Raw genomic sequence first — 12704 nt, 5'->3', positions numbered from 1 at the left:
TGTAACATGTCAATTCAGCAGCATAACGTACGAGTAGCAGTTGTTCAAGCTGCTTCGGTCATAATGGATCGTGAGGGAAGTACGGAAAAGGCGGTTTCACTGACATTGGAAGCAGGCGAAAAAGGAGCGAAAATCGTTGTTTTTCCCGAAGCTTTTATCCCTGCGTATCCGAGAGGACTTACTTTTGGAGCAAAAGTAGGCAGCCGCTCCCAGGAAGGGCGCAAAGACTGGTTCCGATATTGGGACAATTCGATTGTCGTCCCGAGTGAAGAGACAGATAAGCTCGGAGAGGCAGCGCGTAAGGCTGGCGTGTATCTCATCATTGGTGTGATCGAGCGAGACAATGAAAGTAGCGGTGGCACCTTATATTGTTCCGTCTTATTTTTCGGACCAGATGGTGAGCTGCTCGGCGTGCATCGCAAGCTGAAGCCAACTGCATCCGAACGGCTGATTTGGGGCGAAGGGGACGGAAGTACTTTGCCGGTATTCGATACCCCGTACGGTAAGATCGGCGCCCTGATTTGTTGGGAGAATTATATGCCGTTAGCGCGAGCAGCGATGTATGCAAAAGGCGTTCAAATCTACATCGCACCTACAGCAGACGCGAGGGATGCATGGCAAGCTACCATCCGCCATATCGCATTGGAAGGCAGATGCTTCGTTTTATCGAGCAATCAGTACGTAACAAAAGATATGTATCCGACTGATTTGGCCTGCTACGACGATCTGGCCTCTTCACCAGACGAGATGAGCAGAGGTGGAAGTGCGATTGTGGGGCCATTGGGCGACTATATCGTCGAGCCTGTTTTTGGTCGGGAGGAGATTCTTTACGCTGATCTGGACATTCGCGATATCGCGTATAGCCAATTCGATTTTGATGTCGTTGGACATTACTCGCGACCCGATGTTTTTACATTGTTGGTGAATGAAGAGAAAAAAGAGAATGTGAAGTGGATGAAGTAAGTCCGTTTGTCAAATGCAGAAGGCCTCCATTGCTTGATGAAAGCGGTGGAGGTCTTGTAATTGCTGTAGCGGAGGAGAAGCGCATTTCCAGTCTACGCTTCAACCTACGCCCGCAAGGAGGGAGACTGTCCGCACCGGAACAAATGGCGGGAGCGCTTCAAACCAGAAAACGCAAATGCGTTTTTGTATGTAATAAAAGCTGAAATTCCCCGCCATTTCTTCCGGTGCTGAGATGGGCTCCAGAGGCGCTTGACTGGAAATGCGCTTCTCCTACGTAGCTTTGTCCAACATCCTTGTAGGTAAATCCAAGTAGTAAAATACTTGAATCAAAGCTTCCTGTCTTGACCTGCCAAAACGCTCTAATAGCTTGAAAGAAACAAAAGCTGTACGAAAGTCCTGTCACATGTTTGGAAGGAGACCGCCCGAGCGTAGTGAGGATACAGGCGACTGGAAAACATGTGGCAGGGCTTCCCCCGACCACAACCGTTAGCCGACAACCATCTTTATAACAAAACCGCCTTCAACGCATCCGCAAATTTAGCGACACCAAGCGTAATTTCCTCTTCTTGTGGCCGCGCAAAGGTAAAGCGAACGTAGCCGGAGTCTGAACCATACACACTGCCTGGCACAAAGACAACGCCTCTGCGAAGGGCCTCTTCAAATAATTGGTTGTCGTTCACATCGGGGTTAATTTTACACCACAAGTGTAATCCGCCCTGAGGAATGGTGAATGAAAGCTCATTGGGCAATTCTTTTTGCAGTGCCTCCACAAGCAAATCTCTTCTGTACTGTAAATGCATGCGTAACCGCTCTAAATGAGGCAGGAAGTTATCGGAATGCAGAAACTGGGCCGCGATTTTTTGTGGCACCACACTCAGACCGAAATCCATCTGCTGGCGGGCATCTGCCAAACGCTCGACAACGGAATGAGGCGCCACCATCCAACCGACTCGCAAACCGGATGCAGCAATTTTGGAAAAGGAACCGATGTAGAGAACGGAGCCAAGCTGATCCAATGATTTGAGTGGCAGTGGAGGCTTGCCGTCATAGGAAGTGAGACTGAAAGGATCGTCCTCTACAATCGGAAGACCAAGTTCGCTTGCTACATCCAACAGCTGCATGCGCCGAGTCGGATCAAGACAAACCCCAGTCGGGTTTTGAAAAGTAGGATTGATAAAGATCATCTTGATCCGATGCTTTTTATACAAGGCTCGAATATCTTCTGGATTCATGCCGTTATTGCTGACGGGGAGGCGGAACAGACGGAGACCAGCAGATTGAAACATAGGCAACGAGTAACAATAAGAGGGATCTTCGATGGCAACTGCATCGCCGGGTGCAAGCAGACATTGGGTGATCAAATATAGAGATTGTTGAGAACCCGACGTGATCAGAATGGAAGAGTCTGTTGTCTGTACATTCCGGTAACGTGACAAATAGGAGACCAGTTCTTCACGCAATGGCGTAAAGCCTTGCGGATTATCGTATCCCAAATACTCGGTGAAGGGGTTTTCCTTCATCTGGGTACTGATCTCCTTGCCTGGTGAGAGCTGGGAAGATAATTCTCCACTCGCAAAATCGATGAGGCTGCTGTCTTTTTGCAAGGCCTCTCTGATCCGACGCAAATAAGACAAATTCGGGAGGAATTGACCACCTTCTACATATCGATGCCAATTCGGTGTATGCTTCGGAGTTGCCTCCCATTTATTTTTACACACACGAGTACCGCTTCCTGTTCTGCTCTCAATGATGCCTAATGCCCGAAGTTCCTCGTACGCTAGAATAACAGTGCTTCGGTTTACTCCTAATTGCTCAGCCAGTTTTCTCTCAGAAGGGAGCAGGCTCCCAGGGGGGAACTCTCCGTATGAAATTCTGCGTTCAATCTCATCGGCTATTTGATGGTATAAAGTTTGACTGCTCGACCGATCAGGCTTCCAAATAATAATCACAACCTTGGACATATTCATTGTTTGTTATATGGGGGTGAATCCATTTCATCATAACATTGTTAAGAAAAATACTTGTGACAAAACCGTTCCAAACTGTTGAACATGGATGGGTAAAAAATCATAAATGAATGGGCTAGTTCCATTTCCGAATGAGTATGATTAGGTTTCCATCTAATGGATATGAATACTCGCGATAAAAATAGATGGATTTTTCTTGCAAATAGAAAGGGTGTGTCAATCTGATCGAGAATGAGTAAAGACAGTATATGGGAAATAGGGAGAGAGGCGTGAGTATTATTGAGTAATTTGACGTTACGGTATTTGAAGGTTTTGGTTGTAGCATTATCCGCAGCATTTGGAACATCCATTTTCTTAGGGAATCTGATGGACTACCATTCCAATTATCAATTTGTCCAGCATGTTCTGTCCATGGATACCACGTTTGAGGGGAACGCACTTATGTGGCGAGCGATTACTGATCCTACTGCTCACACCATAGCTTATATTGGAATTATCATTGCGGAAGGATTATTCTCACTTTTTGGTTGGGTCGCTACAGGAAATATGCTTCGTCATGTAAAAAAGGATGCAAAAACGTTCAATAACTCGAAAACATTCGCATACATCGCTTACATGGTTGCTTTTTGCATCTGGTTTTTCGGATTTGCTATTGTGGGTGCAGAGTGGTTCGCCATGTGGCAATCACAAGTATGGAATGGTCAGCAGGTAGCGTTTAACATTACAGAGGTGATGATTGGATTCGTTATTTTGGTTTCCTTGCGAGATCGAGAATTAACAGATGAGTAATACAAGAACGTTCAATTCGTGGTAGAGGGTTTCCGACAGACTGTAACTCCCGCTCTACCCGTTGGGGCGCCGCTACGTCCACATCGGGAGACCTTGCTTCGTTGGTAGAAAGAGTTGGATGCAACAAACAGAAAAAGCACCCATAGGCGGGTGCTTTTACTCTTTATAAGGGGGAATCGTTGTTTCCTTATTGCACTTTATAAGACATCAAAATTTCTTGCGCGAGCGGTTTCCACTCTTCCATTTGTGCCTCGGTGCAATTGAAAGTGGTCATCAGCATTTTGCCGTCGAGCTCTGTAAAGAAAATGAGGTTGTAAATTTTTGTATCAGCAGCTGGAGTCAGAAGTTCGAACACACCAACATTTTTTCCGTTGATTTGGATAACTTCATCGCGATACCAGGTTGCATCTTGGTACATGTTGGAGAAAGCTTGTTTCATTGGGTCCTTCATGTCTTTGAGAAGGTTGTCCTGAATAGGTGTTTCTGTATGACTAAACGCAATGTTAATGGAACCTTTTTCATCGGTATAAATCAGGGAAGGACGGTTTTCCATCGGGTATTTTGCTTTTGCCATCTCTTCGGACATGACAGTAAAGCCTTTTGGAATCAAGATTTCCACTTTGTCGTTCAGAACTTTTTTCGCTTCCAGCTTGTCGCTTGTTGTTGCAGCTGGTGTAGCAGAATCTGTTTTTGGAGCTTCAGTTGGTTTAGCAGCGTCTGTGGTTTGTGCTGCATTTTGCTCAGCTGGCTTTGTATCAGCTGGCTTGTTCGAACAAGCAGAAACAGCCAACATGGAGAGCAGCAAAGCTACGGATACTAGTTTTTTCATCTGAATTGATCCACCTTTTTATACATAATTGGAAATGTGCGGAATTTCCTTTCCGATTCTATCATGGGGTGTATAATAATGGGAATATCAAAGGTTAATTGAGAATATTCGAACAAAAACCCATCCCCCTTACATGCCCAAAGGGACTAGTACAAAATACACTTGTTTAAAATGGATAAAAATGAGTATAATTACCTATTTTCATATATTGTTTGTCGTAATATAGCGGTTGCGAACCTTCTCTCTCAAATAATTTAACGCAAAACGCAAAAATGCCCCGTTCCACCCCATATAAATTCCGAAATTGTTTAGCTGTGCAACATGACCGAGCATGACAAAGCGCTTGAAACGGGCATTCCGACCTTTTGGCGCTTGCAGTCTTCCATTGATGCGTAGCGTACTCCAGCCCCACAAATGGGTGAAGCAATAATGCAGAGCCTCAGATGACAGTTCCACATCACAATCGAGTGGATCGCATGGGGATTCGATCAACCCATCTGCTAGGGAAAAGCGAAATGTCTTTTGATAGTCTGACAAATAAAAGGTAACGGGCCTAACGATAGAGAGAAACAGCGAATGATTATTTTTTTGAATCTGTTCCTTGAAGTCCAAGGCAGCCTCGAGTAGCATGTCCCATTCGATTTTGACCGAAGAAAGAAGAGTAGGAGAGGAAGCCATCTTCTCATAGTCGCGTGCGTAGAGGGCGAGCGCCTTCGCAGGATCATGCGCTTCATGTGGCGTCCACGTATCCCCGGGGTACAAAATAATTGGTTTGGCATCCGTTTCTTCTAGCAATAGGCGGTACACACTGTCTACTTTATTGATCGCATCATTCATGTAATAGTTTTCGTCGTGACAAAACCAGGCGAAGCTGGCGAAGGGAATCACGTAGAGAGGTTGAAGGACTTCCACCTGTTTTTTCACCCGGGCGAGCTTTTCCATAGCACGTTTTTTGCGGAGCAGAAAGTCTTCCTTGTTCCCAGCCCATCCCGCATACGAGAATTGCGTCCATACTAGATCGATGTCACCAACACGGTTCAGGATATCCTTGGCTTCCTGTGTGGTGCTGACCTCGCAATCGTTCAGGTTCAGGATCGTCATATCAGCTGTCTTGATGCACAGCCAGGAATCGCCGACAGGAAATGGCCGACATAAAACAGAGATATCGTCGGACAAGGAGTACCACTTGTCCGGGGAGAGCTCAATGACTTGCTGAAAGCCAAAGGCACGGCACCAATCGATCACTTTTTTATCGGTTGACTGCTGGTAGAGGATCGTAATTCGCTTGCGATACTCCTCGGGTATGGTTCGCAGGCTCTGTGGATGAAAATGATCTGGATGCTCATGAGAAAACCATATATGCGTAATCTTCGCAAAATCCTCAGAGGTGAAGCGGGTCTTGGCTAACAAGCCCCAGCCGTTATCAAAGGCAGTTCCCGTAAGCCATGGATCGGTCAATAATTTGATGGAGTCGTGTTCCCATAAAAACGAAGCGTGGTTGATCATTTGAAATTTCATGTGGTTTGTCTCCCTATGTATACTAGCGATTTGCTAAAAGGGATGATCCTGCCGGGGAGGAAAACGTGACAGGAATTTGAAAAATATATTTTTGGGGGGGATGTGTCACAAACTGTGCATGAGGAGGATCGTAACAAGTGAACAGCAATCAACGAGTCGAAAGGATGAACTTACATGAAAAAGCAAGCACTTGTTACCGTTAGCATGGTAGCAGTCCTTCTCTCAGCAGTATCCCCATTCGGGATCGCACAGGCACAAACCAACATGGTAGCCGCTGCGAATAAAGCACAAGCGATCACTTTTGATCAGCTCGTCAAAGAAATGGATAAAAAACAGCCTGTCTCCATGTACATCGAATCCACGCACACCTCGAAAGTGAAGCAGGGCCCCCAGACCCAAAAGGCAAAAACATGGGATAACACGATCAAAGGAGAATGGAGAGAGGAAATCTCAGATGGGAAAAGGGTTCAGCATGCCGTAGGGAAGGCGGGACAGGTGGCAGCGTATCAAGAAGGCGGCAGAGGATTTATCCACTCCGCAACGATTGGCACATACGATAATGAAATCAACAAGACGAAGCGAGAGCTAGGTCGATTGAAAGTGGCGCTGCCAGATTCGAAGGTAGCGATCACCGTGAAGGAAGCAGAACTGTTGAATCGAGCGGTGTATCACGTCGCGAAAAAAGAAGAGGCGAAAATCAATGGCAAGCCTCATCATTACCAGGATGACCTGTGGATCGACAAAGAAACAGGGCTGCTTCTCAAACGCAACTTCTCTCACAATCAAGCACAAGCATTTTCGTACACCGTAGACAAGGTGGATTTCCAACCCGTTTTTGATGAGAATACATTCGAAGTGAGCATTCCAGCAGGTGTGGAGCAGAGCAAGTTTTCCCCTGAGGTGGAAAAGGGAGTAGCCGAGGTGACGAAGCTTTTCCCGGACACGGCACAGTTTTCCGATTATGATGATTACGGCATCGAAGGTAACTGGCAGCTCCTGAAAATGCTTGAAGCACAAAAACGAGTGTACAGTCCGACCCCTCGCGCAGAAGCTTTCGTTATCATGGATGCCCGTACAAACGAATTGGGCAAAGTCATGATCCAAAATCCAGATTGGGTTTCGAAAAAGCTCCCTGCCGAGAAGGTGGCAAAAGAGAAAGCAGCCGCTTTCCTAAAACAACTGGTGGGCGATCAAGCAAGCCAGTATAAAGTAGAGGCAAAGGTGCAGCGGGGCGGTGGCGGTGCCAGTTTTGAAGACTATGACTATAGCTTTGTGACAGCAGACGTGACGTTCCGTCCAGTCACAGGCAAGGGAATCACGATCTCCGTGGATGAAGCAGGGCGCATCGTAGGTTTTCAGTATACGGATAAGTAAGGAAATCGGTAGGGAAGAGAGTCGCTTGCTTTTGCGGGCGACTACTTTTTTTGTCAAGATGAACGCCAAAAAGCATCAAAAAGCATTCGGAATACGAATGCTTTTTACGTGTAACCAATCCTGAATTTTAACCGATAAAACGAATAATCTCTTCTTTCGCTTGTCGGGTTTTCGCACGAGGTTCATTTTTCCGATAGCCAAAAGCCACCATGCAAGCGACGCCGAAACGTTCTCTGTCCAGCAGCCCTTCCGCCGCAAGGATATCCTCAACCTTTTCTTTTGCAAAGCCTTCAATGGGGCAGGAATCAATGCCGATCATCGCAGCAGATGTCATCATATTGCCAAGCGCGATATAGGTCTGTCTGGATGCCCATTCGAACATGGCTCGCTCGTCATCAAACAGGGCGAAATCGTTTTTCAGGAAGTGATCGTAAGCAGCGCCTTTTTGCTGTACGACGTTTTCTGGCAACGCTTGCGTGTCTTTCATCATATGTTGGATATATTCAGAATCAGCGGCCATTTCTTGTTTGGTCCGAGCCAATACGATGACGAAATGACTTGCGGTCGGCAATTGTTTTTGCGCACCCCATGCGACAGGCAACAGCTTTTCTCTAAGCGTCGGATCTTGCAGCACGAGGAAGTTCCATGGTTCAAAACCAAAGGAGCTAGGCGACAGGCGAGCTGTCTCCATAATAAAGTCAAAGTCTTCTGTTGTAATTTTTTTAGCTGCATCAAACTCTTTGCAGGCATGTCTGAATTGATAGGCTTCTATAATTTGATCTTTATGCATGATGAGCTACCTCCGTTAAAAGTGTTTTACAAAAATAAGCATACCGAATACACTAAGGAAAAGTAAGTACGCACTTTTTCGGTTAATACTTACGAAAAGGGAAGTGAGTGGGATGAAGAAGAAACCAGCGATGAGGTACCTATTAAATGGCAAAGAATATCCTTGCCCAATCGAGCTTGCCGTCTCTGTTTTTGCGGGAAGATGGAAGGTATCCATCATTTGTCAGTTGTTCAAAGGAAAAAAAAGGTACGGAGAGTTAAAGAAAAATATACTTGGTGTGAATCATAAAATGCTGGCAGAACAATTACGAGAGTTGGAGGAAGCAGGAATCGTCAAGCGTGAAGTATATCCGGTCGTTCCGCCAAAAGTAGAGTACGAATTGACCGAGCTAGGGCAAGGCTTGGGACCTGTCATTGAGTATTTGCGAGAATGGGGAGAACATTTTCAAACAGAGGCACCAGAAGAGACTCTCTCTACTGCTCACGGGTCATGAAAATCGCCACCTGAAAGGGTGGTTTTTTTATTTTGTAACCTCCCGATGGTTTTTCCGACTATTACATAGGACAAAAAAACAAACACAAAATTCCTTGGGAGGGAACAACTGTGAAACATACAAAGAAATTGGCAAGCACGTTACTAATGGCAAGCCTGTTGGTGACAACTCCGCTATGGCTACAACACCCGACAATGACCGTACAAGCTGCAGACAATCAAGGGCAGGTGAAGCTCTCACTTGCAGCAGAAAAAACACTTCAAACACTCTACACCATCCAGCCTGAATTAAAAAATATGGACAAAAAGATGAACGGACCAAAAAACGGTGTGTACGAGCTGCGCTTTGACAAGAGAATTGCCCCAGACAAGATGGAGCTGTATGCCATGGTGGTCCTCGATGCAACGACTGGTGCTTTGCATAGCTACGAAAACGAACAGGAAATGCAGAAGCAAAACAATCAGCCATCGGAAGCGGTGGCCAAACAAAAATCTGCGGCATTTTTGCAAAAGCTCTTAAGCGATGATTTCAAAAAGTACAAAGCCACTCAGACAACAAAAGGTGAATGGGATGCTGTTACCTACACGCGCCATGAGCATGGTGTACCTGTTTTCACCGATCGTTATGTCGTTGGTGTCAACGGTTCGAGTGTCATGTACGTGAACACGTTTGAAGGTGCCCCGCTCCGAGCAGCCTCTTCCTTGTTTGCCAAGCCAGGAAAGGTAATGTCCAAAGAAGAAGTGACGGGGAAAGTAGCTTCGCTCATGGAGCTTACGTATTCCGCGTATAAAAAGGAGACAGGCAAGCCGGCTTTGAAATACTCGCTGGAGTCGACCGGATACTTGGATGCTGTGACAGGAGAAGAAATCGAGAGTGCCTTTTCCCTTAAAAGCCGTTACTCGGATGTCATTGCGGTCAAGCCAGGCGGCAAAAAGCTCACAGCTAGTAATGCCGATGAAGCTATAAGAGTGCTGACAGAAGAATTTCAAATCCAGATGGATGGAATCACGTTAGAGACGGATACAAATACCCCGGCGGAAATGAAAGGAGAAGGGGAAACGATTTACAGGTCCAAGGGAAGAGATGGCAGAATCACAGTCTATACGAACAACAACGAAGTGACCGGCTTCCAGATCCGCGGGAAAGTCGAGATGGGCAATGCCATACAGCATGGCAACAAACCGGCAAATGCCCAGCTTTCGTACGAGCAAGCCAAGGAAAAAGCGGTGCAGTTTTTACAGCCGTATCTCGACTCTAGTGTAAAAGAGCTGAAAATCGATCAAAAAGAGATCAGGATGCCATCTGCAACGTCATACAGCTTTAGCTTCTACGCGCTGCATGACGGCGTGATTGTTACAGACCAGAATTACCTGGTCAATGTAGACGGACAGACCGGGGAAATCGTGAATTATATGAATTCCTTTACGAAGCCATCTGCTCCGTTCCCGGACAAAAAGACCGCGATTTCCAAAGAAGCAGCCGCCAAGCAGTTTTTGAAAGACCGTCCTACTGTGCTCGGGTACATGTTCCCTGTTCAGAATGAGAAGGTGCAAGCAAAGCCAAGTTTGGTTTATTCCATCGACACGGCTTCTTACTTCTTGCTTGATGCGGTAACAGGAAAGTCATTCAAATAATTGTATTCGATCCCGCTTCCCATCGTGAGGGGCGGGATTCCATCATGTAGACATGTCCTGTCGCGAGAAGAGGAGGAAGCAGCCTTGGATGCTCGAGAAGATCGAGGTCAACAAGACATATCGGGGATATACAGGATGTATTCCAAAGAAGTCTATCAGTATCTCTATCATTTTATCGGAAGTCGGGAAGCAGCAGAGGATTTGACCCAAGAGGTGTTTGTTCGCGTCATTAAATCCTTGCACAGGTTTGAGGAGCGCTCGAGTATGCGCACCTGGATTTTGAATATTGCCAAGCATGTAGCCATCGATGAATACAGAAAGAAACGGCTGCAAACGATTTTTGCCGGGACCTTGCTAAAGCTGTTGCCCAGCTCGGAGGGTTTGCCGGAAAAAGAGTTACAGGATAAAGAGGAACGTACTCATTTTGAAAAAGCGCTGCTGCAACTAAAGCCCAAGTACCGAAACGTCATCGTATTGCGGGGAATCAGAGAATATACGGTGAAGGAAACAGCGGAAATTCTCGGCTGCACAGAGGCGAAGGTCAAGGTAGACTTTCACCGTGCGATGAAGATGGTAAAAGAAGTGGCGTTACACATCTATGAAAAGGGGGCTGGTGTGAATGAAATTTCCTAGGGATGAAGAAGTGTTACAGGAATTTCGGAACAGACCGGATGCAGTCCCCCGGAGCGAGTTTTTGCACACATTGGAAAGAAAGCTGGTCGAGGTCGATCAACAGCATCGCAGCAGAAGCAAAACGCGACGCACGACCATTCGACTGGGATTATCCGCAGCTGTGCTACTCGCGGTCTTTTTCCTGGCGCCGATTTTTACCCGGCTGATTACCCATCCGGAATCCATCATGACGATGCAGCCAGAAGCTCCTCTCGTGTTGAAGGGTCAGCAGCTAAAGCTGGCGGAAGTATCACCTCCCGCAAAGCAAACCTTAGAAAAGCTGTTCAATCTCGTTCCGGAGCTAGAGACGATGGAACCCAAAGTCATCGGAAAAGAAGATGGCGTCTATGAAATTGTCTTTTATCAAAAGGAGCAAGGAAAGGAGCAGCGGTACGTATCTGTCGAGATGGTGGCAGCCACGGGGAAAATCAGTAACTACGAAAATGAGAAAGCGATGAATGAGGAGGCCCCTTCGCCTACAGAAGAAGAAGCGAAGCAAATGTCTGCTGCCTTTTTACAAGCGCTGTTGGGAGACGAATTCAAGCAATACCAAGTAAGTCAGAATACCAATAATGATTGGAGTACCGTTGCGTACACTCGCTATGAAAATGGGCTGCCGGTATTTTTGGACCGCTATTTCGTTGGTGTCAACAGTAAGGGAGTCACATATGTAAATACACCTGAAGGTGCACTACCCCCCGTATCGTCAGAGGCATTTCCGAAACCGGGCACGTTTTTGTCCGAAGAAGAGGTGATCGCAAAAGTGGCAACGCTCATAGAGCTGACCTATTCATTAGAGAGAGATACAGGTAAGCCGTTGTTAACGTATTCTCTTGAGACGACAGGGTATTTTCATGCGGAGACAGGAGAAGATGTTGAGAGTGTCTCCTCACATACGAGCCGTTACTCTGACGTGATTGCTGTCAAGCCAGGAGGCAAAAAGCTGGCGGCTAGGGATGCGGATGAAGTAGCGAAAGTAGTGGCAGAGGAGTTCGGGATTGATATGAATGGGGTTAGCTTTGAGGCAGATGAGCGTATACTGTCTGACAAGAAAGGTGTGGAAGGGACTCTCTACAAGTCCTCGGGTGGAACAGAAAAGATTATGGTTTATACGAATAACAAGGAGCTAACAGGCTTCCAAATTCGCGGGAAAATCGAGACGGCTAGTTCAACACAGCATGATAACAAGCCTGCAAATGCAAAGCTTACGTATGAAGAGGCAAAGGAAAAAGCCGTTCAGTTTTTGGAGCCTTATTTGGACAGTAGTGTGAAGGAACTGAAGATCGATGAGAGTCAGATCATGATGCCTACTTCAACAGCGTATAGCTTTCGTTTTTTCGCCCTGCATGATGGCGTAGTCGTCACTGACCAGAATTACCTCGTCAATGTAGATGGGCAGACAGGACAGATTGTGAATTTCATGGACTATTTTATCAAGCCGATTGGACCTTTCCCGGATTTTGATACGGCCATATCGAGGGAAGAAGCAGCCAAGCAATTTTTGCAGAGTCACCCTGTTGAATTGGGTTACATACTGCCTTTAGAAAAGGAGACGCTGCAGCTAAGACCACTTCCGGTTTATTCCGTAGACACGAGGGCTTATTTCTTGCTTGATGCGATATCAGGAAAGGTAGTCAAGTAGTAAAAGAGAGGGAGTATCGGGTGAAGATGCTCC

At 46.4% G+C, this 12704-nt stretch carries 11 protein-coding genes; 7 read left to right on the top strand and 4 right to left on the bottom strand.

Features of this window, described 5'->3' with window-relative positions:
* Positions 1-6: 6 nt before the first annotated feature.
* Positions 7-963, top strand: coding sequence for a carbon-nitrogen hydrolase family protein (locus tag HPY31_RS20655; RefSeq protein ID WP_172142267.1), 957 nt, complete (start codon positions 7-9; stop codon positions 961-963).
* Positions 964-1466: 503 nt separating this feature from the next.
* On the opposite strand, the gene pdxR is transcribed toward HPY31_RS20655, so the two are convergent.
* Complete coding sequence (gene pdxR, locus HPY31_RS20650) at positions 1467-2930, bottom strand: MocR-like pyridoxine biosynthesis transcription factor PdxR (protein WP_172142266.1); 1464 nt, start codon at positions 2928-2930, stop codon at positions 1467-1469.
* 279 nt (positions 2931-3209) lie between these two features.
* Between pdxR and HPY31_RS20645 the strand changes: the two genes are divergently transcribed.
* Positions 3210-3719, top strand: coding sequence for a DUF2165 family protein (locus HPY31_RS20645; protein ID WP_172142265.1), 510 nt, complete (start codon positions 3210-3212; stop codon positions 3717-3719).
* 187 nt (positions 3720-3906) lie between these two features.
* Here the strand turns inward: HPY31_RS20645 and HPY31_RS20640 are convergent, their stop codons facing one another.
* Both HPY31_RS20640 and HPY31_RS20635 read right to left on the bottom strand, forming a co-directional pair.
* Positions 3907-4548, bottom strand: coding sequence for a hypothetical protein (locus HPY31_RS20640; RefSeq protein ID WP_172142264.1), 642 nt, complete (start codon positions 4546-4548; stop codon positions 3907-3909).
* Between the two features lie 201 nt (positions 4549-4749).
* Positions 4750-6066 carry an MBL fold metallo-hydrolase gene (locus HPY31_RS20635; protein ID WP_172142263.1) on the bottom strand — a complete coding sequence of 439 codons (1317 nt, stop codon included), beginning with the start codon at positions 6064-6066 and terminating at the stop codon, positions 4750-4752.
* A 174-nt stretch (positions 6067-6240) separates the two neighbouring features.
* On the opposite strand from HPY31_RS20635, the gene HPY31_RS20630 reads away from it, so the two are divergent.
* Positions 6241-7440: a hypothetical protein gene (locus HPY31_RS20630; protein ID WP_172142262.1), complete on the top strand. Its 1200-nt coding sequence runs from the start codon at positions 6241-6243 to the stop codon at positions 7438-7440.
* A 127-nt stretch (positions 7441-7567) separates the two neighbouring features.
* Here HPY31_RS20630 and HPY31_RS20625 read toward each other — a convergent pair whose 3' ends face one another.
* On the bottom strand, positions 7568-8230 hold the full coding sequence (locus HPY31_RS20625) for an NAD(P)H-dependent oxidoreductase (protein WP_172142261.1): 663 nt from the start codon (positions 8228-8230) through the stop codon (positions 7568-7570).
* A gap of 112 nt (positions 8231-8342) precedes the next feature.
* Here HPY31_RS20625 and HPY31_RS20620 point away from each other — a divergent pair, with 112 nt between their 5' ends.
* The 4 genes from HPY31_RS20620 (at position 8343) to HPY31_RS20605 (ending at position 12671) form a co-directional block, all read left to right on the top strand.
* On the top strand, positions 8343-8723 hold the full coding sequence (locus HPY31_RS20620) for a winged helix-turn-helix transcriptional regulator (protein ID WP_172142260.1): 381 nt from the start codon (positions 8343-8345) through the stop codon (positions 8721-8723).
* 110 nt (positions 8724-8833) lie between these two features.
* Positions 8834-10357, top strand: a complete 1524-nt coding sequence (locus HPY31_RS20615) for a YcdB/YcdC domain-containing protein (RefSeq protein WP_172142259.1) — start codon at positions 8834-8836, stop codon at positions 10355-10357.
* Between the two features lie 84 nt (positions 10358-10441).
* Positions 10442-10990 (top strand): RNA polymerase sigma factor, encoded by a 549-nt coding sequence (locus tag HPY31_RS20610; protein ID WP_172142258.1) that lies wholly within the window; start codon positions 10442-10444, stop codon positions 10988-10990.
* Positions 10977-12671: a YcdB/YcdC domain-containing protein gene (locus tag HPY31_RS20605; protein ID WP_172142257.1), complete on the top strand. Its 1695-nt coding sequence runs from the start codon at positions 10977-10979 to the stop codon at positions 12669-12671. The genes HPY31_RS20610 and HPY31_RS20605 overlap by 14 nt, the downstream gene beginning before the upstream one ends.
* The last annotated feature ends 33 nt before the right edge of the window (positions 12672-12704 follow it).

The organism is Brevibacillus sp. HB1.3, assembly GCF_013186635.1.
Lineage (GTDB): Bacteria > Bacillota > Bacilli > Brevibacillales > Brevibacillaceae > Brevibacillus > Brevibacillus brevis_D.
The sequence above is the reverse complement of the archived record's forward strand: the minus strand, read 5'-3'. Positions and strand labels throughout refer to the sequence as shown.

Excerpts from the sequence above, each read along its gene's own strand:
- HPY31_RS20630 (WP_172142262.1), top strand. The coding sequence starts at position 6,241 with ATGAAAAAGCAAGCACTTGTTACCGTTAGCATGGTAGCAGTCCTTCTC.
- HPY31_RS20605 (WP_172142257.1), top strand. The coding sequence starts at position 10,977 with ATGAAATTTCCTAGGGATGAAGAAGTGTTACAGGAATTTCGGAACAGA.
- HPY31_RS20640 (WP_172142264.1), bottom strand. The coding sequence starts at position 4,548 with ATGAAAAAACTAGTATCCGTAGCTTTGCTGCTCTCCATGTTGGCTGTT.
- pdxR (WP_172142266.1), bottom strand. The coding sequence starts at position 2,930 with ATGAATATGTCCAAGGTTGTGATTATTATTTGGAAGCCTGATCGGTCG.
- HPY31_RS20625 (WP_172142261.1), bottom strand. The coding sequence starts at position 8,230 with ATGCATAAAGATCAAATTATAGAAGCCTATCAATTCAGACATGCCTGC.
- HPY31_RS20635 (WP_172142263.1), bottom strand. The coding sequence starts at position 6,066 with ATGAAATTTCAAATGATCAACCACGCTTCGTTTTTATGGGAACACGAC.
- HPY31_RS20620 (WP_172142260.1), top strand. The coding sequence starts at position 8,343 with ATGAAGAAGAAACCAGCGATGAGGTACCTATTAAATGGCAAAGAATAT.
- HPY31_RS20655 (WP_172142267.1), top strand. The coding sequence starts at position 7 with ATGTCAATTCAGCAGCATAACGTACGAGTAGCAGTTGTTCAAGCTGCT.